We start from the raw sequence: 23,077 nt of genomic DNA, 5'->3' as shown, positions 1-23,077 counted from the left end.
TCCTCAGAAGCCCAGGCTCAAGTGTTCGGCAATCGGTCCCAACGCCAGGGTCGGCAGAAACGTGAGGCCCCCCACCAGCAAAATGGTCACGGTCAACAGGGTGACGAACAGCGGGCCGTGGGTCGGGAAGCTGTTCAGGCCAAGGGGCGCGGTCTTTTTCGCCGCCAGACTCCCGGCCAGCGCCAGCACCGGCAGGATGTAACCGAAGCGGCCGATGAACATCGACAGGCTGAGCATCAGGTTGTGGAACAGGGTGTTGGCGCTGAACCCGCCGAACGCCGAGCCATTGTTCGCCGTGGCCGAGGTGTAGGTGTACAGCAGTTGGCTGAAGCCGTGGGCGCCGGGGTTGCTCACCGCCCCGGCAGGACCGGGCAACGACGCCGCCAGCGCACCGAACACCAGCACACCGACGGGCATGACGATCAACGTCGCCACCAGCAGTTTCACTTCTCGGGCCTGCAATTTCTTGCCGAGGTATTCCGGGGTGCGGCCAATCATCAATCCGGCGAGAAACACGGCGATCAGCACGTTCAGCAGCATCCCGTACAACCCCGCGCCGACGCCGCCGAAGATCACTTCGCCGACCATCATGTTGGCCAGGGCGATCATGCCGGTCAGCGGATTGAGGCTGTCGTGCATGCCGTTGACCGAACCGTTTGAGGCCGCTGTCGTGGTGGTCGCCCACAGCACCGTGGCGGTGGTGCCGAAGCGGGTTTCCTTGCCTTCCATCGGCGCGGTCTGCTCCACCGATGCCAGGTTCAGCGTTGGGTTGGGTTGGTATTCAGCCCACAACGCCGTGGCCCCGCCGATCAGGAACAGCACCAGCATGCAGGCCAGAATGGCGCGGCTCTGGCGCAGGTCTTTGACGTAATGGCCGAAGGTGAACACCAGCGCCACCGGGATCAAAATGATCGATGCCATCTCGAACAGGTTGCTCCACGCGGTGGGGTTCTCGAACGGGTGCGCGGAGTTGACGCCGAAGAAGCCGCCGCCGTTGGTGCCCAGTTGCTTGATCGCGATCTGGCTGGCGGCCGGGCCGAGGGGAATTGTCTGGTCGGCGCCTTGCAGCGTCACGGCATCGACGTAATGGGCGAAGGTTTGCGGCACGCCCTGCCAGACCAGAAACAGCGCCAGCACGATGCACAGCGGCAGCAGGCCGTAGAGGGTGGCGCGGGTCATGTCGGCCCAGAAGTTGCCGAGGTGCTGCGTCGAGCGACGGGCAATCCCGCGACAGAACGCGACCAGCACGGCAATGCCGGTGGCGGCGCTGACGAAGTTCTGCACCGTCAGGCCCGCCATCTGGCTCAGGTAGCTCAGGGACGATTCGCCGCTGTAGCTCTGCCAGTTGGTGTTGGTGACAAAACTCATTGCCGTGTTGAACGCCAGCGACCACTCCATCCCCGGCAGGCCTTGGGGGTTGAGGGGCAGCGCGCCCTGGAACAGCAAAATCGCGAACAGCACGACAAAGCCCGCCAGGTTGAACGCCAGCAGCGCCAGTGTGTAGGTTTTCCAGTTGTGCTCGACCGTGGGATCGACGCCGGACAGGCGATAACACACACGCTCCACCGGCCCCATCACCGGGCTCAGCCACGTGCGCTTGCCTTCCATGACCTTGTAATAGAAGCGGCCCAACAGCGGCGCGGGCACTAGCACCAGCGCGAAGAACGCCAGAATCAGCAGATAGTCATACCCGTGCATGGCCGTCACTCCTCGACCCGGCCGGCACGCAGCAGCGCCACCAGCAAATACACGAACAACCCTGCCGCCAACAGCAGAGACACCCCATCCAGAACGCTCATGAAAAACTCTCCGTCATACGGCGACTGCCGTGTGAGGGAATTGTCGGATCGGAGGGTGTAAAGGAACGAGATCGACGGGGCGCCAAACCCATAAAGAAAGCGTAAAGAGTCATGCGCAGACGGGATCGAGGCCCGTCAGCAAAGGCTCGTGCGCCGCGGGTGCGGCAGTGAGTCGGCTTTGGGGCGTCGACTCAATGAAACGGCGTTATTGCGCCTTTTTTCGGTAGGCCATCGAATCATCGATCCGCTTCAATATATAGGCCCCGGCCGTCACCGGAGGGTATGACCCGGTGTCCACGCCCAGGTCACAGGGATCGACCACCGCACTGAACGTCGGGTCGTAAAACGTCGCAATCGAATACCGTTCATGCCCGGACCTATTGATGACCCGGTGCAACGTCGAGCGGAAGCGGTCGTTGGACCAGCGCGCCAACAGATCCCCCACGTTCACCACCAGGCTGCCTTCGATCGGCGTCGCATCGATCCAGCTGTCAGTGGACAGTTCACGCACTTGCAACCCGCCGCTGTTGTCCTGATACAACAACGTGATGCACCCGTAATCAGTGTGCGGCGCGACGCCGAACTGATCGGACTCTGCCATCGGGGGATGCGGCGGGTAATACACCATCTGCGTGCGCTGCAAACGCTTGCCGTATTTCGGCGAAAAAAACTCCGGCTCGATGCCCAGCCCCACGGCTACAGCCCTGAGCAAATCCGCGCCTGCACGGCCGATGGCCTCGTAATAGGCGTCCAGCGCCAGGCGCAGTTCCGGCATGAAATCCGGCCACTGGTTCGGCCCGCGCAGCGCCTCCCCCGCCAGGACGCACGAATCGTCTTCCGGCAGCTCCAGCCCCATGCTGAAGAATTCCTTGAAATCCGGCTTGGTCGCCTCGTACATCAACGCCCCGCCCAACGCGTGCCAGCCGCGATGGCGTTTGTTCACCGCCACCTGGCGTTTCACGTCGGGCGGGAAGGCAAAGAAGGTTTTCGCCGCCGCCATCGCCGCATCGATCACCGCCTGCGGCACACCGTGGTTAATGATGTAAAAAAACCCCGTTTCGCTACAGGCCTTGCGAATGGCCTCGCCGGCGCGATGCAGCGCGGCCTCGTCGCCTTCGCGGACACCGGCCATGTCGATCAGCGGGAGATTGGCAGTGACAGTCATGGGGGCTCCTGTGAGAGGGAAATAGGGCTGTATAGACAGGAAGAAGCATTTTGTATGCCGCGCGTCTTTTAGACGAATGGGGTGCGTCAGATAGCCCCTTCCCCACGGTGGCAACCTCCAATAGCGCTCACCGTGACCGTGTCGTGAGTGCACGTCAGGTTTCGCAACGCCCCAGCAACGTGCACGCCGAATTCATTCGGTGCAACTTTTGGTGACATCGCTGTCACTGCCCCAAGATCGAACAGCCCTGCCACGGGGGCGTACTGGCTAATCTCAACTGGCCTGCATCTTGCCTCAGCTGTCTATACAGCTCGTCCAAGGACTCCCATGCGTCGTTATCACACCGGTTCCGATTGCCTGCGCGCGCACAGCATTGCCGAACTGGCCGACATGGCCCGTCGGCGGCTGCCGCATTTCGCGTGGGAATACCTCAATGGTGGCGCTGAAGAAGAGCTGACCCTGGCCCGTAACCGTCAGGCCTTCGCAGACGTCAGCCTGTTGCCGCGCACACTGGTGCCGTGGAAGACGCCCGACACACGCCGCACCCTGTTCGGGCGCGAACAGCCCATGCCGATGGTGATCGCCCCCACCGGCTACAACGGCATGCTGCACCGCGACGCCGACATTCACCTGGCCCGGGCCGCCACCGAGCGCGGCCTGCCGTTCACCCTCAGCACCGTGTCGACCAGCTCGCTGGAGCAGATTGTCGCGGCCGTCCCGGACGTCAACCTGTGGTTTCAGCTCTACGCCATGAGCGACCCGCAAGTGCAGGAAGACTTGCTCGCACGGGCTGACGCCGTGGGCTGTCGCACGCTGCTGCTGACCACCGACGCCGTGCTGCTGGGCAATCGCGAATGGGACAAACGCAATTTCTCCCGGCCACGCCAGTTGAGCCTGCGCAACAAGCTCGACGTGTTGCGCCGCCCGCGCTGGGTCCGGCAAACCCTCTGGCCCCACGGCATGCCAAGCATGGCCAACCTCGACCGCTACCTGCCCGCCGATCAGCGCAATGCCGCAGGCGCCGCGCATTTCATCGGCGCGAAGATGGAGAATCAGCTGAGCTGGGACTTCCTCGCCCGCCTGCGCGACCGCTGGCCTCATCGCCTGCTGCTCAAGGGCGTGATGCATCCGCAGGACGCCGAACAGGCCGTGCAGCTGGGGCTGGACGGCATTGTCGTTACCAACCACGGCGGCCGACAGCTGGACGGCGTGCCCGCCAGCCTCGATTGCCTGCCCGCCATCGCGGATGTGGCCAAGGGCAAGTTGAGCATTCTGCTGGACAGCGGCATTCGTCGCGGCACCGACATTCTCAAGGCCTGCGCGCTGGGCGCCGACGCCGTGCTGCTGGGCCGCGCCACCTTATATGGCGTAGCGGTCGGTGGTCAGGCAGGTGCCGGGCATGCGCTGGACCTGCTGAGCCGGGAACTGCACCTGGCCCTGACCTTGCTCGGCCAGCCAGACCTGAATCAATTGCGTGTGAGCCCGAAGGCTGACGCGACCTTTTCCGTGAGTTGACCCCATGAGTGACGTGCAACACACCCTCAAAGCATTACGCGCTGCGTTGGGCGATGCCCAGGTGCTGACCGGCGACGCCATCAGCCCGCGTCACCACACCGACTGGACCCGCCACGCGCCCGCCTGCCCTGCGGCCTTGATCCTGCCCACGGACACCGAGCAAGTCGCCACGGCCCTGCGCATCTGCAACGCGGCGCGCCAATCGGTGGTGCCCCAAGGCGGCATGACCGGTCTGGCAGGCGGCGCGGTCCCGCGTCCCACCGACTTCGCGCTGTCGCTGGACCGCTTGCAAGGCATCGAAGAGATCGACGAAGCGGCGGCCACCGTCACCGTCAAGGCGGGCACCACGTTGCAGGCGATTCAACAGGCAGTGGCCGACGCGGGCTATCTGTTCCCGCTGGATCTGGGTGCGCGGGGTTCGTGCCAGATCGGCGGCAACATCGCGACCAATGCCGGGGGCAACGCGGTGATTCGCTACGGCATGACCCGCGATCTGGTGCTCGGCCTGGAAGTGGTGCTGGCCGACGGTCGCGTGTTGAACCTGATGAACAAGATGATCAAGAACAACTGCGGTTATGACCTGAAACAGTGCTTCATCGGCAGCGAAGGCACTCTTGGGGTGATCACCCGCGCCGTGCTGAAAATGGCGCCGCAACCCGGCCACAGCACCACGTTGTTGTGCGCCCTGCCCGACTACGCCAGCGCCGTCGCCTTTTTGCGTCGTGTGCAGCGCAGCGCCGGGACGCCGCAAGCCTACGAATTGATGTGGCAGGACTTCTACCGCATGGGCGTGTCATGGCTGGAAAACCCCGTCGCGCCGATGCCCGATCATCATCCGCTGTACGTGCTGCTGGAATCATCGGCCAGTGCCGAGGTGCTGGAACAGACGTTGAACGCGGCCCTTGAGGCCGGTGAAGTGGTGGATGCGATCCTCGCCAGTTCCCAGACCCAGGCCCGCAGCCTGTGGACGATTCGCGAAGCCACCGGCGAATTCCCGGTTCGCCTCACACCGCTGAACTTCGACATCAGCCTGCCCATCGGCCAGATCGGCGAATTCGCCGACCTGTGTCGCCAGCGTCTGGACCTGCGCTGGCCAGGCAATCACAGCGTGTATTTCGGCCACATCGGTGACAGCAACCTGCACCTGACCGTAGACCTTAACAGCCTGCCCCAGCCCGCGCCGGTCTTTGAAATCGAAGATTTGGTGTACCGCGCGGTGGGCCAGTTGGGCGGCGCGGTGTCGGCGGAGCATGGCATCGGCCTGCTCAAGCGCGAGTTTCTGCACCACTCCGTGAGCGCCGAAGCGTTGCAAACCATGGCCGAGCTCAAGCGCAGCTTTGACCCCAACGGCATTTTGAATCCGGGAAAAATCTTCGGTTGAACGCTGGGCGGGTTGTATAGACCGGTATGGCACGCTAACTGCACATTCACATCACACAACCGTTCCACCTGACCCCGATCACGACGACACAACACTGCATCTGATGAATGAGGAGTGACCCCATGCAACTCGATTCCCGCTTCGGTACACACGTGTTCAACAAGACAGTCAAACGCCTGAGCATGGCAGTGGCACTCGCCCTGTTGCCTCTGGCCGCCCACGCCGACCAGTTGGCCGACGTAAAGAAAGCCGGTGAGCTGGTGGTCGGTACGGAAATGCAGTTCGCGCCGTTCGACTTTCTCGAGGCGGGCAAACAGCAGGGCCTGAACGCCGAACTGTTCGCCGAGCTGGGCAAAGAACTGGGGGTCAAGATCAAGTTCCTCGACCTGCCATGGCCAAGCGTGCTGCCGGGCCTGGAAGCGAAGAAATTCGACGTCGTGGCCGGTCCGATCATCGTGACCAAGGCGCGCAAGGAGCGTTACCACTTCGTCTCGCCGATTGCCGAAGCGACCGTGGCGCTGATGGTCGGCGCCAAGGACGACAGCATCAAGAAGCCTGAAGACATCGCGGGCAAGACCGTGGGTGCAGGCAAAGGCTCGGCGCAACTGGAAGAGCTGAAAACCTTCGCCGCGACCCTGCCGGAGAAGGTCACCATTCGCGAATACGTCGACAACAACCAGGCCTACGCTGACCTCGCCGCCAAGCGTATTGTCGCGGTGGCCAACTCGCTGCCAAACATCTCGTTCGTCGCCGCACAGAAAGCCAATCTGTACAAAGTGGTGCAGCCGCCGTTCGGCAAGAAATCCTACTTCGCCTACCTGGGCCGCAAGGACGCCGATGCCGACAGCCTGATCGCCGCGCTCGATGCCGCCGTGAACAAAATGCACGACGACGGCCGCCTGGCTGCCCTGCAGAAAAAATGGCTGGGCGCCGAGATGGACGTGCCGAAGGGTGATTTCGAACCGACCTGGTAAGCCTTGGCGTCGTTCCATTTTCGCGGGAAGGACGCACCTCTCTGTAGGAGTGAGCTTGCTCGCGATGGGAGCTTGGTTATAGCCGATGATGTGTTTTACCCACTGCTATCGCGAGCAAGCTCACTCCTACAGTGTTTTTAGCAGTGGTCAAGATTGAGCGCGATCTGACTGCCGAGATTTTCCATAAGCGTCGATCCACAGCTGGAGTCACACCGTGTTTGATTGGCCCTTGCTGCAACAGAACGCACCTTTATTGCTCGGCGCCTTGTGGGTGACGTTGCAGGTGTCCATCGCCGCGCTGGCGATCGGTTTCGTCATTGGCGTGGTCGTCGGGGCGTTGCGCCTGTCGCCGATTCCCCTGCTCCGTCGTTTGGGCGGGGCCTATATTTTCGTGTTCCGCGGCATTCCGCTGCTGGTGCAATTGCTGTTCATTTATTACTTCCTGCCCCGCGTCGGCCTGCCCAACGTCTCGCCCACCGTGGCCGCCGTGATCGGCCTGTCGCTGGCAGCGGGCGCCTATACCGCTGAAATTCTGCGGGGTGGATTCCTGGCCATTCCGGGCGGCCAACTGGAAGCCGCCGGTCTGCTGGGCCTGAGCGCCAGCCAGATGCTGGTGCGTATCCGCGTGCCCCAGGCCGTGCGCCTGACCCTGCCTGCACTGGTCAACGAAATGATCCTGCTGATCAAGGCCTCATCGCTGGTGTCGGTGGTTGGCCTGGCTGACCTGACCCGCACCGCGCAAAACCTCGCCGCCAGCGATTACATGTTCGTGCAGGATTACCTGATGCTCGCGGGCTTCTATTGCCTGATCAACATCCCGCTGGCGTATTTCGGTGGCGTGCTGGAACGCCGGTTGAAGGAGCAAGGCGCATGATCTTCGACCCGAAAATCATCACCGATCACCTCGACGACATTGGTTCGGGCTTTCTGGTCACCCTCGGCACCTGGAGCAGCGGTGTGGTGCTCGGCATCGTGCTGGGCATGCTGATCGCCGTCGCGCAAATCTTCGGCAACAACCTGGTGCGCGCGCCGCTGCGGGTGTTCATCGAACTGATCCGCAGCACGCCATTTCTGGTGCAGTTGTTCCTCGTGTATTACGGCGGGCCGTCGTTCGGCCTGAGCCTCGATCCGATCCCGGCGGGCATCCTCGGGCTGGGGGTGTACGGCAGCGTGTACTTCGCCGAAATCTTCCGCTCCGGTTTCGATTCGGTCGCCCGTGGTCAACTGGAAGCAGCGGATTGCCTGGGCATCACCCGCCTGCAATGCATCTGGCGGATTCAGGTGCCGCAGATGCTGGTGATCATCCTTCCGGCGCTGATCAACATGATCACCGTGCTGTGCAAGGAGACCGCCGTGCTGTCGATCATCACCATTCCGGAGCTGACGATGGTCCTGACCGGCATCGGCTCGGAGACCTTCGCCTTCGTCGAAACCCTGCTGATGCTGTGCATCGGCTATCTGATTCTGGTGGAACTGTGCTCGCGGCTGGGCATGTTCCTGGAAAGCCGTGTCGGCCGCTTCATGAACAAGCAAGCCCGATGAAAGAAGCCACCCTATGAACAGTCTCCTGATTCCCAGCGGCGCCGTGTCCGACAATACACGCGAGAAACAAGGTGAACGCATGAAGACTTCGGCAACCCTACCCGGCGAGCAGCCCACCATTCTGACGCTGAACAAGGTCGGCAAAAGCTTCGGCACCCTTCGCGTGCTCAAGGGCATCGATTTGCAGGTGCAGCGCTCGGAAGTGGTGTGCCTGATCGGCCCGTCCGGTTCCGGCAAGAGCACGCTGTTGCGCAGCATGGCGTTCCTTGAGGAATACGACGAAGGCTCGATTCACATCGAAGGCCAGTTGCTCGGCTGGCAGGACACCGACAAGGGCCGTCGCCGCGCGCCGCAATCGCAGATCAATCAGGTGCGCCGCAACGTCGGCATGGTGTTCCAGCAGTTCAACCTGTGGCCGCACATGACCGCCATCGGCAACGTCTGTGAGGCACTGCGCCGGGTGCGTAAATTGTCCGCCGATGAGGCGAACAAACGCGGCATGGCGATGCTGGATAAGGTCGGTCTGGCGCACAAGGCCACGGCTTACCCGGCGCAGTTGTCGGGCGGTCAGCAGCAGCGCGTGGCGATTGCCCGGGCGCTGGCGATGGAGCCGCACATCATGCTGTTCGATGAGCCGACCTCGGCGCTGGACCCGGAACTGGTGGGCGAAGTGCTGCAGGTGATGAAGACCCTCGCCAAAGAAGGCATGACCATGGTCGTGGTGACCCACGAAATGGGCTTTGCCGCGCAGGTGGCGGATTCGGTGATCTTCCTCGATCAAGGCGAAGTGGTCGCCCGGGGTACACCGCAGCAGATCTTCCACAACGCCGAACAGCCGAGGTTGCAGCAGTTTTTGCAGAATTATCTGGACCGCAACGCGTTTTGGCAGGACGGAAAATCGTAGACGGGTCGATCTGAATACACGCGAATCCTGTAGGAGTGAGCTTGCTCGCGATAGAGGTGTGTGAGACGCATGCGTTGACAGGTAAATCTTCATCGCGAGCAAGCTCACTCCTACAGGTCCTGGGAGGTCAATGATGGACAAACCCGCACCCCAGGCCCTGTATCGCCAGGCCAAGGATTTCGTGCAGGGCAAGCTGGTGTCCGGGGAATGGAAACCGGGCGACCTTATCCCGTCGGAGAACCGGCTGGTGCTGGAGCTGGGCATGTCGCGCATGACGGTCAACCGGGCGCTGCGCGAGCTGACCGAAGAAGGCCGTCTGCTGCGAATCTCCGGGGTCGGTACGTTCGTCGCCGAGAGCAAACCGCAGTCAAACCTGCTGCACATCACCAACATCGCCGATGAAATCCTCGCCCGGGGCCACCGCTATCGTTGCCACGTGCTGCACCTGGCGCGGGAATCGGCGTCGATGCCCATCGCATCAGCGCTGTCGTTGCCCACCGGCGCGTCGGTGTTTCATCTGCTGTGCGTGCATTATGAAGACGACGTGGCGGTCCAGCTGGAAGACCGCTACGTCAACCCGCAGAGCGCACCGGAGTTCCTCCAACAGCCCTTTGGCGACACCTTGCAGTCGGCGCGCTACCTGCTGAAAATCATCCAGCCGGACGAAATGGAGCACATCGTCGAGGCCAGCCACCCCTCTCCCGACGAGCTCAAGTATCTGCAGATCGAGGCCGACGAACCCTGTCTGGTGTTGATCCGCCGCACCTGGAACAACGGCCGCGTCGTCACCTACGTGCGCCTCGCTCACCCTTCATCCCGCTATCGCCTCGGCAGTCGCCTGCCCGTGACTGGCGCTTACCGCGACAGCTGACAACCGCTCGGCAGATTCATCGAACGCCAGCCTCGCAATGCCCTCGATATCGGTAAGCCCCGGAGAATCCGGTATCAAGAAGAGGTGCATATGGCTACCCAAGACACGCGTCAAACCAACGACCGCAACGACCCGGCCATCGACCCGGACACCCCTGACAATCACATGGGTCAGGACAAGCCACCGGCGTCGGGAGGGTCGCAAAGCCAGAGCAACAACGGCGCGCAAAGCCAGGAGAACAACGGCAACCGTTCAGGCGAGAACAGCTTCACCCCGGACTTCGAACCGGAAGAGCATGAGTCGCCGGACAAGACCAAGGACGAGTCGCAAACGGGCGAGACGGATCGGGACATCGATACGCCCGGGGGTTAAACCGGGATTCAGGCCCTGTGAGAGCGAATCGATTCGCGAAACGCACGTACAGCCGCAAGCTATGCCTCGGATGTACCCGCCCCTCGCGAATGAATTCGCTCCCACCGGTTTATGCGTCGTGTCTGTCTCCGGTGAATCATCCAATAATCCGCTTCAATTCCTGCGCTCTGTCCATTGCATAGCCCCCTAACAAACCGGCACCATCACGCTTCTGGTTGCGTATGCAGCCCTGCTTGCACTTTTTCCCGGAGCGTTGTCGATAATGGTCCAACCTGTCCCTCAGCCCGCCCCTCAAAATCCGCCGCGCGTCAGCGATAAACTCTCCTCCCGCGAATTTCGCGGCATGGTGGCGATTCTGCTGTCCATCGCCCTCGCCACCCTCGATACGGCCATCGCCAACACCGCCCTGCCGGCCATTGCCGCCGACCTCAACGCTTCCCCCGCCGCGTCGGTGTGGATCATCAACGCCTACCAACTGGCGGCGGTGGCAACGCTGCTGCCCTTCGCGGCGCTGGGCGGGGTGTTGGGCCAGCGCAAGGTGTACCTCGGCGGCCTGATCCTGTTCGTGGTGTCGTCGGCGTTGTGCACCTTTTCCTGGTCGTTGCCGACCCTGACCGTGGCCCGCGTGCTGCAAGGCATCGGCGCCAGCGCGATCATGAGCGTCAACGCCGGGCTGATCAGCTCGATCTTCCCCGCCGAACGCCTCGGGCGCGGGCTGGGGATGAACGCGCTGGTGGTCGGCACGTCGTTCTCCATCGGCCCGACCATCGCCTCGCTGGTGTTGTCGGTGGCCCATTGGCCGTGGCTGTTCGCGATCAACTTGCCTATCGGTATTTTCGCGCTGGTGTTCGCCTGGAATTCGTTGCCGGTGACCAAACCCGGCAGCCTGACCTTCGACCGCGTGACTGCAATCCTCAACGTCATCACCTTCGGCGCCCTGATTTTCGCCTTGAGCCAGGCAGCGCAATTGGGGTCGATGAGCAGCGTGTTGATTGCGCTGGCGATCTTTCTGGTGGGCGGCGCGGCGATGCTCAAACGCGAGGCCGGGCACCCGGCGCCGATGTTTCCGCTGGATCTGTTGAAACGCCCGATGTTCGCCCTCTCGGCGCTGACAGCCTTTTGCTCGTTCGCGACCCAAGGCCTGGCGTTCGTGTCGCTGCCGTTCTTTTTCGAAACCACGCTGGGCCGCGACCCGGTGCAGACCGGGTTTCTGATGACGCCGTGGTCAGTGGTGGTGGCGATGATCGCGCCGTTTGCCGGGCGTATGTCGGACCGTTATCCGCCGGGGCTGTTGGGCGGCATCGGGCTGGCGATGCTCTGCGTCGGGATGATTTCCCTGGCGACCATGCCGGCCGACGCCAGCGTGATCTCGATCATCGTGCGGATGATTCTGTGCGGCATCGGCTTCGGGTTCTTCCAGGCGCCGAACCAGAAAGCCCTGATGACCAGCGCGCCGAAGGAACGCTCCAGCGGCGCAAGCGGGACCATTGCCACCGCCCGTTTGATCGGGCAAGCCACCGGCGCGGCGTTGGTGGCGTTGAGTTTCGGCATTTCCAACGCCCACGGGCCAGTGCTGGCGTTGAGCATTGGTGCGGGGTTCGCGGCGGTGGGCAGTATTGCCAGCGGGTTGCGGTTGGTGACTAAAAACACGGCGAATCCTCGGGTCTGAGCCCCGATCAGGCAACCGGCACAGAACCTGTGGGAGCGACCTCATGTTGGGCGGCAATCCGACGAAGGGCCGGTTCACCCCACCCGTCTCCACCGCCTGAATCCATTCGCGAATAAATTCGCTCCCACAGAGGGCGTGTGGTGTTGTCGATATCCACGGCAGAATCAGGCAATCATCGCGTAGAACTGGGTGAGCGGGTTTCGGTCTGCTGTTCCTACCATGGGGACTTTCAGCAACCGCAACACGCTTCGAGAGGGAAACGTTATGAGTTCGACAAAAACCCTGTTCATCACCGGTGTCAGCACAGGTTTCGGCAAGGCACTGGCCGCTCAGGCATTGGCCGCGGGACACAAGGTCATCGGCACGCTGCGCAATCAGGACGCCATCGAAAGTTTCGAAGCTCAGGCCCCCGGCCGCGCCCACGGCGTGCTGCTGGACGTGACTGAATTCGCCGCCATCGACAGTGTGGTCAATGATGTCGACAAGGCCTTTGGCCCGGTGGACGTGCTGGTCAACAACGCAGGCTACGGCCACGAAGGGGTGTTCGAGGAGTCGACGCTGGACGAAATGCGTCATCAGTTCGACGTCAACGTGTTCGGCGCTGTGGCGATCACCAAAGCGTTCGTCCCGCTGTTCCGTCAGCGCCGCAGCGGGCACATCATCAACATCACGTCCATGGGCGGCTTCATCACCATGCCGGGTATCTCGTTCTACCACGGCAGCAAGTTCGCGCTGGAAGGCATTTCCGAAACGCTGGGCAAGGAATTGAAGCCGTTCAACGTGTTCGTGACGGCGGTCGCACCGGGCGGATTCCGCACCGACTGGGCCGGTCGCTCGATGCAGCGCTCGCCACGGCAGATCGCCGATTACGATGAGTCTTTCAACCCGATCCGCAAGGCCCGGGAAGAGCGCAGCGGCAAGCAACCGGGTGATCCGGTCAAGGCCGCGAACGCGATCCTGACGCTGATCGCCAGCGACGCACCGCCCGCGCATTTGTTGCTGGGCAGCGATGCGTTGAAACTGGTGCGGGACAAGCTGGCGCAACTGGAAGCCGAGATTGCCGCGTGGGAAGACGTGACGCGCTCGACGGATATTTGATGCGGTGAGCGTGGGGGCAGCCCGAACGTGTGGCTCTCCCCGATCCCTTGTAGGAGTGAGCTTGCTCGCGAAAGCGGTGGGGTTGTCCCTCCTGCGGCGACTGATACGACGCCTTCGCGAGCAAGCTCACTCCTACAGGGTTTCGCGTTTGCCCTGGGGCTAAACAGATTGCCGCTCCGGACGGCGCAGCACCGGGCAACTCTCGCAGTACGCCAACCCACCGACGAGATACCGCACACAGCACACCCGCCGCTGGCGCCTCAATTCGGTTTGCCCTTCGACCTTGAGATAACACACCGGCTGGTACAGCGGATTGCGTCGGCCATCGGGCAGTTGTTTGGCGTTCAGCACGTCACGCCCATGGCGCAGGTTGGCGTGAGGCATCGCCCCCGCCAGCACGCCCAGCAACCAATCAAAGTAATTGCCCGCGTTGCTCCACAGCACATGGGGTGAAAGCCGTATGCGACTCGTGACGCCCTCGATGAAGGGGCGCAGATGATGCTCGATCAGGTCGTCGAAACGCTCAACTCCATCGGCAGGTTCAGGCGACCATCGCCGACCGGAATCGGGCAGTTTGAACCCCAGGGGCATGCCCTGCCCGTCCAGCATCAGCTGCAAGTCATCGAAGTCCAGCGGCAGCCGGTGGTCAAGAATCAGCGAGGACGCCACCACCGGCGGGATCAGTTTGACGCAGTAATACTTGGCCCAGACCGAGGCCAGCCCACGTCGGTCGCTGTCGGGGTAGTGCTCGCCGAAACGGGTCAAGGTGTCGTCGAATGCACCCGAACTGAAGAAGGTGCTCAGCGGTACGCTTGGGCGCGGATCGTCGTCGAGCACGAGCACGTCGCGGTAGTGCGCGAAATCGGCAATGAACAACGGCGTCAGCGCAGGGATCACTGCACGAATCCCCGGGTCGACGCCGCTTTTTCCAGCCAGATGTTAATGAGGCTGGCGCCGCGCCAACACCAGCAACCCCTGCTCCAGCGCCGGGAACAGGCTGTTGTTGAAGTTGTTCCAGCGCAGTTCGAGGATGGTGTCGTCCGGCGCAATCGGCGTGTCGAGGACGTCAAAAATCACCTCGCCCGAATCGATGCCGTTGTCCACGTAATGGAACGAAGCGCCGGTCATGTCCACCACCGGGATGTCGACGGTTTCGCGGGTCTTCCAGTCGATGACTTTCTTGCCCTGCGCGCCGTACAGCGCGTCGAGGGTGGCGTAGGCGCCGCGACGTTCGTAGGGCGATTCCAGACGGGTAATGCCCGGATGGATGTTGACGATGCGCCGATGAAAATCCGCACCCGGCCGCACCAGTTCGTCGAGGATGACCAGTAGCCCGTCGAGGACCACGACCTCGGCTTGCAGCCCCTGCAAACGCTCGCCCAAGCGTCGCTCGAAATCCGATTTCCCCGCCGGACGCTGGCTGTCGCCCAACGGCAAGGCGCGATACGTCGAAGGGACATTTTCCAGCAAATCGTTGACCGGACGGCCCTGCACCTTGAGGTCCGCCGGGTAGAACCAGTGCTCGCCCTGCCCCGGCCCAAAGCCGTAGTCCTTGATGTTCTCGCGGTCCCGCGCCGACTCGGGGTTGTCGTCGCAAATGATGCCTTCCAGCGAGTAATGATCGCCCAGTGGCGTGTCGTTGAGCGCCTGCACCAGATACTCCAGCGGCGACTTCATGTAGCGTTGTTCGCCGTGGTAATCGACGTATTGACCGGCCTTGTCAGCCGCGCCATTGCGCAGCGACCAGACGTACACCAGTTTGGTTTTTTGCATGGGTTTCGAACTCATGGGGTGTTGAGCAGCGCGTCGCCATTGACGCCTTCGGCCATTGCCACGACCACCTTGCGTTCACCGCTGAAGGGCTTGCGCGAGTGGGCGGTGAGCATGTTGTCGAGCATCAGCACGTCGCCGGTGTGCCAGGGAAAGACCACTTCGCACTCACCGAGCACGCCGCGAATTTCCGCCAGCGCGTCGTCTTCCAGCGGGCTGCCGTCGCCGTAATAGACGTTGCGCGGCAGGCCTTCCTCGCCGACGGTGTCCAGCAGGATTTCCTGCATTTCAGGGTCGAGGTTGGAGAGGTGGAACAGGTGCGCCTGGTTGAACCAGACCCAGTCCTGGGTGCGCGGGTGTTGGGCAACGCCCTGGACGCGTTGTCGGGTGCGCAGGTCGCCGTCTTCGTTCCAGTCGCACTGAATGCCGCGCTTGCGGCAGTAGCCCTCGACCTCGCTGTGGCGCTCGGTGTTGAAGACCTGTTGCCAGGTCAGGTCGAGGCCGTTGCCGTAGTTGCGCACGTACATCAGGCGCTTCTCTTCGAAGCGCTTGCGCAGGGCCGGATTGATCCGACGGAACACTTCGCGGCTGTCGGCAATCGGCGTTTCGCCTCCGCTGGCGGCGGCCTTGGCGCAGTAGAACCAGATACGCATGGGCCACTCGTTGGTGTAGGCCTGTTCGTTGTGCAGCGGGATCGAGCGGTGCGCCGGGTATTCGGTGGAGGTGTAGACCCCCTTTCCGTCCACCTGACTGCGCGGGGTGGAGCCGAATTCATAGTTGAGCAGCGGATGGCCGAACGCGGCGGCGAAACGCTGGAAGCCGTCGACGCCTTCACTGTTGAAGCCGTTGAACAGGATGGCGCCGTCGCGTTCGAGCAACCGGTCGACCACGCCGCGCAGGGATTCGAATTCGGCGGCCAGGGTCGCGCCGGTCTGGCCGGGGTAGACACGCAGCGGGAAGCCGGTTTCGACGTGGAGGGTATGTGGCGTGAGCATGCTCATGTTCATGGGCAAGACGCTCCAGGGCAGCAGTTCAAAAAGGGGGTGAATCAGGCCATGGCCTTGCGCAGGCTCAGGGGCCGCATGTCGGTCCAGGTGGTTTCGATGTAGTTGAGGCAGGTCTGTTTGTCGCCTTCGACGCCGACGCTTTTCCAGCCTTCGGGGATGGCTTTGTAGTCGGGCCAGATGGAGTACTGTTCTTCGTGGTTGATGACCACGCGGAATTGGGTGTTTTCGCCGTCAAAGCTCATGGGGTTGCCTCTTCGTGATGAGTGGCCGCGTGTGATGCGGGTTTATCTAGAAGACGAATGAGGGGGGCGGATGATTAGTGTTTTTTCTTGAAGCGGATCAAAGGCGGTGCGTTGTTATGCATGTATATCCATTTGCGGTGGCGACACTGCTTCACCTTTCCGCCCCCCCGGCGGGTCACTTTCGAAAAGCCGGAGTGCCGGCCCGTTTTCGAAAGTGACCCGCCGTAAGGGCGGAACCGATATCAGCCACATCCGATGAAATGGATATGAACGCAATTCAAAAACAAAAAAGGGCAAGTCACGTCACCCGTGCCTGCCCTTCTCTTCAACCGCCAATTCTTACCAGCGGAACGCCACCGTACCCAACACGGTGCGCTCTTCGCCCCAATAGCAACGACCGGCGTTGTTGCAGCCGCTGACATACTCCTTGTCAAACAGGTTCTTCGCGTTCACATCCACCGACCAGTGCTTGTCGATGTCATACCCGACCAACGCATCCACCAGCGTCACATCGCCGGTCTTCAACTTGCCGTACAACGTCGGTGCGGTGTACGCGAAGGTGTTGTCGAAATACCGCACACCACCGCCCACACGGAAGCCACTCAGCGGACCGTCGAGGAAACGATAGGTCGCCCAGCCTGACGCCTGGTTACGCGGAATACCGGTCAACTGGTGATCCTCGTACAACGACCCCGGCGCATCCTTGGTCACCCGTGCATCGGTGTAGGTGTACGACGCCGTCAGGCTCAGGTTCTGGGTGATGTCGCTGTTGGCTTCCAGTTCGATGCCCTTGGACTTGCTCTCGCCCACCTGCTGGCTGAAACCGTTGGACCCGGCCACGACGTCATCGGTTTTGGTGAGTTCGAACACCGCTGCGCTGAACGTAGTGTTCCAGCCTTTCGGCTCGATTTTCAAACCGGCTTCGTACTGATGGCTGAGGATCGGGTGCAGCAAATCACCATTCGGCTGCGACGACTGCTGCACCGGAGTGAAGGCCGTCGAATAGCTGACGTACGGCGAGATGCCGTTTTCGAACTGGTACATCAGGCCGGTCTGCCAGCTGAAACGGTGATCCCAGCCGTCCAGATCCGCCACGCCGCTGGTGGTACCGGCGCGGTTGCGGTATTTGCTGTTCACGAAGTCCTGGCGACCGCCGAGCAGGAAGATCCAGTTGTCGTACTTGCTCTGCAACTGGCTGTACAAACCGTACATCTGCTGGTCGAGCTGCGAGTTCTGGATCGTTGCGAGCATCCGTGGATTGCCCGCCGGGAACACCGGGTTGAAGGCGTTGAACGTACCGCCGTTGCCCGCCGCCCAATCCTGGTTGAACGAGGTGCGGTCGTAGCTCGCGCCCAGCAGCACGGTGTTGTCCAGCGCGCCGGAGGTGAAGTGGCCTTCGAACTGGTTGTCGACCGAGTAGGCGATGGATTTGTTGTCGCGGTCGTACGCGGTGCTGGTCAACGTGCTGCCGAAGCCGCCGTTGTTCAGGTTGTTCGGCCAGGTCTCGTGGCGGTCGATGCGCGATTCCATGTAGCGCGAGTTCTGGCGGAACTGCCAGTTCTCGTTCAACTGGTGGCTGAACTCGTAGCCCAGGGTCCAGCTTTCACGCTCGAAATCGTCCCAGTTGGGGTTGCCGTTGAATTGGCTCTTGCCGATCTTGCCGTTGGGGTTGTTCAGCAGCGTGCCCGCCGCCGGGTAGCCCAGTTCCAGTTTGGTGCGGTCGCGCTGGTAGGAAGACAGCAGGGTCAGCGCGGTGTCTTCGTCGAAGTTGAAGGTCATCGACGGCGCGATGTAAATGCGGTCGTCCGGCACGGAATCGACCTGGGTGTCGGCGTTGCGGCCGAGCATGACCACACGACCCAGAATGCGGTTGTCGTCGGTCAGCGGGCCGGAGACGTCCAGGCTCAGTTGACGACGGTTGTTGCTGCCGTAGGTGAACTTGGCTTCGCCTTGCGCGACTTCGGTCGGGCGCTTGCTGACCAGGTTGACCAGACCGCCCGGCGCGTTTTCGCCGTAGAGGATCGAGCTCGGGCCCCGGAACACTTCGGTGCGCTCCAGACCATACGGCTCGGTGGTGGTGTCGTAGCGGTTGCCTTGCAGACGCAGGCCGTCCTTGAGCAGACCGTAGCCGTAGTCGGTGGCGTTGTAGCCGCGAATCGAGAACAGGTCACCGGCCAGGCCGTCGCCGACCGCGAACGGTGGGGCGAAAATGCCCGGCACGTAGCCGAGGATGTCGGTCAGGGTTTGGGACGCCTGATCCTGCATGCGCTGACGTGTCACGACCGATACAGAACGCGGGGTTTCCGATAATGGCGTGCTGGTCTTGGTGCCCGCCGTGCTGTTTTTCGCCTGATAGCCTACGTCCGTTTCAGCCACCGGGGCTTCACCTGACACCACCGAATTCTGCAATTGAATGGTGGACCCTTTCGCCGATTTCGCAGGGGCATCGTCGGCCCATGCCAGACCGTGGCACGCGACTGTTGCAACCAGCGCTGCCAGGGCTTTCACCTTGAATTGATTTTTGTTGTTGCTGACCATCCGAACTCCCCCTCCCTTGAAGAAACACGGGGCCTCAAGCCCCAAATTTTGACTGCATATGTCAAAAAAGCGTGAAAATGTAACAGAGAAACGTTCTCATTACTATTGGTATTCAATACAAACAACGAAGTGCATTCCCTTGTCACTTCGCGGATACACGGACGGGCTTAACGGGTGTGGATGGCAGCCGAAACAGCGGCACTGAAGATGTCGGCGATCTGATCGATCTGCGTCGCCGTGACGATCAACGGCGGCAGGAAACGGATGACGCTGGAGTGACGGCCACCCACCTCGATGATCAGCCCGCGTTGCAAGCAGTGGCGCTGAATCTTCGACGCCAGCTCACCGCTGTGAGGGAACCGCCCGAGCAGGTCCGGACGCCCTGCGGGATCGACCATTTCCACGCCGAGCATCAGGCCCATGCCACGCACGTCGCCCATCTGCGGGTAGTCTTTTTGCAGGGCACGCAGATGGCCGGTCAAGCGTTCGCCCATGGCCGCCGCGTGCTGGTCCAGTTGCTGTTCGCGCACGATGCGCAGGGTGGTGGAACCGGCGACCATGGCCAGCTGGTTGCCACGGAACGTCCCAGCGTGAGAACCCGGTTTCCAGACGTCCAGCGCCTTGTTGTAGACCACCACCGCCATCGGTTGACTGCCGCCGATGGCCTTGGACAGCACCAACACGTCCGGGACGATGCCCGCGTGCTGGAAGGCAAACGGCTTGCCGGTCCGCGCCACGCCGCACTGGATTTCATCGAGGATCAGCGGCACCCCGGCGTCGTGGGTGATGCGGCGAATCTCGCGCAACCAGTGGGCAGACGTCGGCACCACACCGCCCTCTCCTTGCAGGGTTTCGAGGATCATCCCGGCCGGTGGCAGCACACCGCTTTCCGGGTCGGTCAGTTGGTTCTCGATGTAATGCAGGCCGATGCGTTCCCCCGCTTCACCGCCCACGCCGAACGGGCAGCGGTAGTCGTAGGGGAACGGCAGGAATTGCGCGTTCGAGGCCATGCCGTCCAGATACGCCTTTGGCCCCAGGTTGCCCATCAGGCCCAGCGCGCCCTGGGTCATGCCGTGGTAGGCGCCGTGGAAAGCCATCAGGTTGCTGCGCCCGGTGGCGGTGCGCACCAGTTTCAGCGCCGCCTCGACCGCGTCGGTGCCTGCCGGGCCGCAGAATTGAATGCGCGCGTCCTTGGCGAATTCAGGCGGGAGCAAGGCGTACAGCTCGCGGATGAATTCGTCCTTGGCCTCGGTCATCAAGTCGAGGGTGTGCAGCGGGCGCTGGCCGTCGAGCAAGTCGCGCATCGACTGCACCACCTCAGGGTGGTTGTGGCCCAATGCGAGGGTGCCCGCACCGGCCAGGCAATCGATGAACCAGCGCCCTTCGCTGTCTTGCACGTGAATGCCCTGGGCGCGCTTGAGTTCCAGCGGAATGCGGCGTGGGTAGCTGCGGGCGTTGGATTCCACGGCCGCCTGCCGCTCCAGTCGCGCAGTGGGCGCAAACCGGTAATCGGCGTTGATCAGTGCCGCCTCGGGGCTCAGCTCGCCAATGGACGTCACGTTGTGTGGGCTATGCATATTCCTGCTCCTGGAAATCGTGGGACTGAGGGCGCTCGTTGACCTGCGCGAGGGACTCGGCCAATTGGGTAATGAACGACTGATCACGGACGATCGAGAGGTGGTCGGCATCGATCCAGGCTGAAACCTGCATGCGCCCACCCATGCCCTGCTCCAGAAGAGCCGGTGCGTTTTCGTTGTTTTCCGGAGACCGCTCGGCCCACCACGCGTACACCGGCACGCGGAGGGCGGGGATGTCCCGGCATTGGTTGGCCAACTGGCGCATGTGCCGCTCGACGCCGAGCAACTGCTGCCAGTGTTCGTCGCCTTCAGTCTCGCCGTCAGTCAGGGACTGCGGCGCCGTTTCAGGGACCGGTGGACGCGGCTGCCCGGCGCCCGGCACGTAGCCGTCGATCAGGCCGACGAATTCCACGCGCTTGCCCAGCCGGGTCAGCAGACGGGCCATTTCCAGCACCATCGTGCCGCCCATGGACCAGCCGATCAGGCGATACGTCCCGGAGGGCTGCTGCTCCAGCAACGCCTTGACGTAGTCGCGGGCCATTTGTTCGATGGACGTGTCGCGCCACTGGCCGTCCAGCACCTGACGGTTCTGAATCCCCCACACGTCCCACTGCGCCGAAAGACGCCGCGCCAGCGCGTAATAACCCACCACCGTGCCGCTGACCGGGTGCACGCAGAACACGGCGGGCTTGTCGCTGGCGCCGCTGCTCAGGCGGATCAGCGGGTTCGGCGTGCCAGGGTTGCTCGTCGCCTGGACCTGAGCGACTGGCGAGGCGTCGTTGATCGGCAGGCCCTCCAGCAACGCCACCAGCGCGGCGCGATAGGCCGCTTGCAGCCGCTCGATGGTCTGACGCTCATAACGCTGACTGCTGAAGCGGAAGGTCAGCCCCAACTGCCCGGCGAAGACCTGACCGTTGATTTCCAGCTCGCGGTTGAGCGGCGTCGCCGGGTCGATCAGGTCACCAGCAGGCACCTTCGACGGCGCGAAACGGCCATCCCCCAGGTCCTGATCGAACTGGCCGAGGTAGTTGAACACCACCTTCGGCTCCGGCAACGCGGCCAGTCGTTGACGCACGGGCTCGCTGCCCAGGTAACGCAGCAGACCGAAACCGACGCCTTTGTCTGGCAGGCCCCGTACGACAGAGCGCACCTGCTCGACGGTCTGCCGAATGTCGCTCCCGGCCTCGACCCGCACCGGGAACAGGCTGGTGAACCAACCCACGGTGCGGCCAACGTCCAGCCCTTCGCTGAGCGCTTCACGGCCGTGGCCTTCCAGCGCGATGAGGTGCTCGTGTTGACCGGTCCAGCCGCCAAGGGCCTGAGCCAATGCGGCCAGCAGGATTTCATCCACCCGCGCCTCCAGCGCCGCCGGGGCTTCGCGCAGCAGGCGACGGGTCAGCTCGGCGTCCAATAGCAGTTCAGTCTGTTCAAGGTCTTGCTGGGTGGCGCGACCTTCAGCATGGTCCACCGGCCAGACGCCCTCGCCCTGCTCTGTTTGCGCGGCCCACCACGCGGCTTCGGCCTGGCGTTCAGGGGCCTGCGCCGCCTGCACCAGATGCTGCGCCCAACGCTGATAGCTGCTGGGTTTCGCACCGAGATTGACGGCCGTGTCCGACGCCAGCTGCGCGTAGGCCCGGGACAGGTCTTCCAGCAGCACCCGCCAGGACACGCCATCGACCACCAGGTGATGGGCCACCAGCAACAGGCGTTGCCGTTGAGCCGTTTGCGCCAGTACCAGTCGCAACAGCGGTCCGTTTTCCAGATCGAGGCTGCGTTGCGCCTCCTGACACAACGCAGTCAACCCGGCGTCATCGGCCACATCACGCACCCACAGGCTGTCGCTGGCCTGGGTCTGGCGATACGCCTGTTGCCAGGTGTCGTCGTCACGCCGCGTGAAGCGCAGGTTCAGCCCGTCGTGGTGACGCAGCACAGCGTCCAGCGCACGGCTCAGCACCGACGCCTCCACCGGACGCTGAACCTCCAGCAGCAGCGCCTGATTGAAGTGCCCCCGATTGATCATCGGCTGTTCGAAGAAATGCGCCTGAATCGGCGTCAGCGGCAGTTCGCCGGTGGGTGTTTCTTCGATGATCACTTCCGCGCTGGCTTCAACCGCTGTCAGGCGCAGGGCCAGGTCTTTCAACCGGGGGTGGCTGAACACGTCCTTGGGCACCAGTTTCAAACCGACCTGACGCAAGCGGGTGATCACTGCCAGCGACTGAATCGAATCGCCGCCCAGCTCGAAAAAGCTGTCCTGGCGGCTGACGGAGTCGATGCGCAGCAGCTGCTGCCAGACCTGCGCCAATTGCGTTTCGCGCTCGCCTTGAGGCGCTTCGAAGGCGTGGCTGCTGATCTGCGGGTTCGGCAGCGCGTTGCGGTCGAGCTTGCCGTTGGGGAGCTGCGGCAGACGTTCCATGATCACGATGTGCGCGGGCACCATGTATTCCGGCAGCGTGCGGCCCAGTTGCTGCTTGAGGCTGTCTTCGCTGAGGACGTTGCCACCGTCATCGCCGCCCACATAGCCCAGCAGCTGTTTGCCGCTTGCCCCTTCGCGGACGATGACCAACGCCTCCCGCACGCCCTCGCAACCCTTCAACGCCGCCTCGATTTCACCGGCCTCGATGCGGAAACCGCGAATCTTTATCTGGTGATCGAT

General features: G+C 62.7%; 20 protein-coding genes. 10 read left to right on the top strand and 10 right to left on the bottom strand.

Going from position 1 to position 23,077, the window contains the following annotated elements:
* Positions 1-3: 3 nt before the first annotated feature.
* From kdpA to ACWKWE_RS26940, 3 genes are all read right to left on the bottom strand, one after another.
* Positions 4-1,698 (bottom strand): potassium-transporting ATPase subunit KdpA, encoded by a 1,695-nt coding sequence (kdpA, locus tag ACWKWE_RS26950; protein WP_483852207.1) that lies wholly within the window; start codon positions 1,696-1,698, stop codon positions 4-6.
* A gap of 5 nt (positions 1,699-1,703) precedes the next feature.
* The gene (kdpF, locus tag ACWKWE_RS26945; protein WP_037009437.1) at positions 1,704-1,799 is read right to left on the bottom strand and encodes a K(+)-transporting ATPase subunit F; all 96 of its coding nucleotides are present in this window, start codon (positions 1,797-1,799) and stop codon (positions 1,704-1,706) included.
* A 205-nt stretch (positions 1,800-2,004) separates the two neighbouring features.
* Positions 2,005-2,964, bottom strand: a complete 960-nt coding sequence (locus tag ACWKWE_RS26940) for an isopenicillin N synthase family dioxygenase (protein WP_483852206.1) — start codon at positions 2,962-2,964, stop codon at positions 2,005-2,007.
* A gap of 327 nt (positions 2,965-3,291) precedes the next feature.
* Between ACWKWE_RS26940 and ACWKWE_RS26935 the strand changes: the two genes are divergently transcribed.
* From ACWKWE_RS26935 to ACWKWE_RS26890, 10 genes are all read left to right on the top strand, one after another.
* On the top strand, positions 3,292-4,479 hold the full coding sequence (locus tag ACWKWE_RS26935; protein WP_166595202.1) for an alpha-hydroxy acid oxidase: 1,188 nt from the start codon (positions 3,292-3,294) through the stop codon (positions 4,477-4,479).
* A gap of 4 nt (positions 4,480-4,483) precedes the next feature.
* Positions 4,484-5,860 (top strand): FAD-binding oxidoreductase, encoded by a 1,377-nt coding sequence (locus ACWKWE_RS26930; protein ID WP_483852205.1) that lies wholly within the window; start codon positions 4,484-4,486, stop codon positions 5,858-5,860.
* Positions 5,861-5,982: 122 nt separating this feature from the next.
* Complete coding sequence (locus ACWKWE_RS26925) at positions 5,983-6,834, top strand: transporter substrate-binding domain-containing protein (protein WP_483852204.1); 852 nt, start codon at positions 5,983-5,985, stop codon at positions 6,832-6,834.
* A 214-nt stretch (positions 6,835-7,048) separates the two neighbouring features.
* The gene (locus ACWKWE_RS26920) at positions 7,049-7,708 is read left to right on the top strand and encodes an amino acid ABC transporter permease (protein WP_401144001.1); all 660 of its coding nucleotides are present in this window, start codon (positions 7,049-7,051) and stop codon (positions 7,706-7,708) included.
* Positions 7,705-8,376: an amino acid ABC transporter permease gene (locus ACWKWE_RS26915; protein WP_166595199.1), complete on the top strand. Its 672-nt coding sequence runs from the start codon at positions 7,705-7,707 to the stop codon at positions 8,374-8,376. The genes ACWKWE_RS26920 and ACWKWE_RS26915 overlap by 4 nt, the downstream gene beginning before the upstream one ends.
* Positions 8,377-8,455: 79 nt before the next feature.
* Positions 8,456-9,280, top strand: coding sequence for an amino acid ABC transporter ATP-binding protein (locus ACWKWE_RS26910; protein WP_483852360.1), 825 nt, complete (start codon positions 8,456-8,458; stop codon positions 9,278-9,280).
* Positions 9,281-9,410: 130 nt separating this feature from the next.
* Positions 9,411-10,151 carry a histidine utilization transcriptional repressor HutC gene (gene hutC, locus ACWKWE_RS26905; RefSeq protein ID WP_483852203.1) on the top strand — a complete coding sequence of 247 codons (741 nt, stop codon included), beginning with the start codon at positions 9,411-9,413 and terminating at the stop codon, positions 10,149-10,151.
* A 90-nt stretch (positions 10,152-10,241) separates the two neighbouring features.
* Entirely contained in the window at positions 10,242-10,523 is a 282-nt protein-coding gene (locus tag ACWKWE_RS26900) for a hypothetical protein (RefSeq protein WP_341963984.1), read from the top strand.
* A gap of 343 nt (positions 10,524-10,866) precedes the next feature.
* Complete coding sequence (locus tag ACWKWE_RS26895; RefSeq protein ID WP_341963983.1) at positions 10,867-12,192, top strand: MFS transporter; 1,326 nt, start codon at positions 10,867-10,869, stop codon at positions 12,190-12,192.
* A 264-nt stretch (positions 12,193-12,456) separates the two neighbouring features.
* On the top strand, positions 12,457-13,290 hold the full coding sequence (locus tag ACWKWE_RS26890) for an oxidoreductase (RefSeq protein WP_166595195.1): 834 nt from the start codon (positions 12,457-12,459) through the stop codon (positions 13,288-13,290).
* Positions 13,291-13,449: 159 nt separating this feature from the next.
* Here ACWKWE_RS26890 and fhuF read toward each other — a convergent pair whose 3' ends face one another.
* From fhuF to ACWKWE_RS26855, 7 genes are all read right to left on the bottom strand, one after another.
* Complete coding sequence (fhuF, locus tag ACWKWE_RS26885) at positions 13,450-14,187, bottom strand: siderophore-iron reductase FhuF (protein WP_483852202.1); 738 nt, start codon at positions 14,185-14,187, stop codon at positions 13,450-13,452.
* A gap of 42 nt (positions 14,188-14,229) precedes the next feature.
* A complete protein-coding gene (locus tag ACWKWE_RS26880) occupies positions 14,230-15,063 on the bottom strand; it encodes a formyltransferase family protein (RefSeq protein WP_483852201.1) in 834 nt (277 codons plus the stop codon).
* 11 nt (positions 15,064-15,074) lie between these two features.
* Entirely contained in the window at positions 15,075-16,061 is a 987-nt protein-coding gene (locus ACWKWE_RS26875; RefSeq protein WP_483852359.1) for a TauD/TfdA family dioxygenase, read from the bottom strand.
* A gap of 47 nt (positions 16,062-16,108) precedes the next feature.
* A complete protein-coding gene (locus tag ACWKWE_RS26870; RefSeq protein WP_081569556.1) occupies positions 16,109-16,309 on the bottom strand; it encodes an MbtH family protein in 201 nt (66 codons plus the stop codon).
* Positions 16,310-16,648: 339 nt separating this feature from the next.
* Complete coding sequence (locus tag ACWKWE_RS26865) at positions 16,649-18,847, bottom strand: TonB-dependent siderophore receptor (protein ID WP_483852200.1); 2,199 nt, start codon at positions 18,845-18,847, stop codon at positions 16,649-16,651.
* 167 nt (positions 18,848-19,014) lie between these two features.
* Positions 19,015-20,424, bottom strand: a complete 1,410-nt coding sequence (locus tag ACWKWE_RS26860) for a diaminobutyrate--2-oxoglutarate transaminase (protein WP_483852199.1) — start codon at positions 20,422-20,424, stop codon at positions 19,015-19,017.
* On the bottom strand, positions 20,417-23,077 hold a 2,661-nt coding region (locus ACWKWE_RS26855), incomplete at its 5' end, for a condensation domain-containing protein (RefSeq protein ID WP_483852198.1). The genes ACWKWE_RS26855 and ACWKWE_RS26860, both read right to left, overlap by 8 nt.

Source organism: Pseudomonas salicis, assembly GCF_057128705.1.
The sequence above is the reverse complement of the archived record's forward strand: the minus strand, read 5'-3'. Positions and strand labels throughout refer to the sequence as shown.

Coding starts and splice junctions, on each gene's coding strand:
- ACWKWE_RS26865 (WP_483852200.1), bottom strand. CDS start 18,847: ATGGTCAGCAACAACAAAAATCAATTCAAGGTGAAAGCCCTGGCAGCG.
- ACWKWE_RS26860 (WP_483852199.1), bottom strand. CDS start 20,424: ATGCATAGCCCACACAACGTGACGTCCATTGGCGAGCTGAGCCCCGAG.
- ACWKWE_RS26880 (WP_483852201.1), bottom strand. CDS start 15,063: ATGCAAAAAACCAAACTGGTGTACGTCTGGTCGCTGCGCAATGGCGCG.
- ACWKWE_RS26870 (WP_081569556.1), bottom strand. CDS start 16,309: ATGAGCTTTGACGGCGAAAACACCCAATTCCGCGTGGTCATCAACCAC.
- kdpA (WP_483852207.1), bottom strand. CDS start 1,698: ATGCACGGGTATGACTATCTGCTGATTCTGGCGTTCTTCGCGCTGGTG.
- ACWKWE_RS26930 (WP_483852205.1), top strand. CDS start 4,484: ATGAGTGACGTGCAACACACCCTCAAAGCATTACGCGCTGCGTTGGGC.
- ACWKWE_RS26915 (WP_166595199.1), top strand. CDS start 7,705: ATGATCTTCGACCCGAAAATCATCACCGATCACCTCGACGACATTGGT.
- ACWKWE_RS26940 (WP_483852206.1), bottom strand. CDS start 2,964: ATGACTGTCACTGCCAATCTCCCGCTGATCGACATGGCCGGTGTCCGC.
- ACWKWE_RS26875 (WP_483852359.1), bottom strand. CDS start 16,061: ATGAGCATGCTCACGCCACATACCCTCCACGTCGAAACCGGCTTCCCG.
- hutC (WP_483852203.1), top strand. CDS start 9,411: ATGATGGACAAACCCGCACCCCAGGCCCTGTATCGCCAGGCCAAGGAT.
- ACWKWE_RS26910 (WP_483852360.1), top strand. CDS start 8,456: ATGAAGACTTCGGCAACCCTACCCGGCGAGCAGCCCACCATTCTGACG.
- ACWKWE_RS26935 (WP_166595202.1), top strand. CDS start 3,292: ATGCGTCGTTATCACACCGGTTCCGATTGCCTGCGCGCGCACAGCATT.
- ACWKWE_RS26900 (WP_341963984.1), top strand. CDS start 10,242: ATGGCTACCCAAGACACGCGTCAAACCAACGACCGCAACGACCCGGCC.
- ACWKWE_RS26890 (WP_166595195.1), top strand. CDS start 12,457: ATGAGTTCGACAAAAACCCTGTTCATCACCGGTGTCAGCACAGGTTTC.
- kdpF (WP_037009437.1), bottom strand. CDS start 1,799: ATGAGCGTTCTGGATGGGGTGTCTCTGCTGTTGGCGGCAGGGTTGTTC.
- ACWKWE_RS26925 (WP_483852204.1), top strand. CDS start 5,983: ATGCAACTCGATTCCCGCTTCGGTACACACGTGTTCAACAAGACAGTC.
- ACWKWE_RS26895 (WP_341963983.1), top strand. CDS start 10,867: ATGGTGGCGATTCTGCTGTCCATCGCCCTCGCCACCCTCGATACGGCC.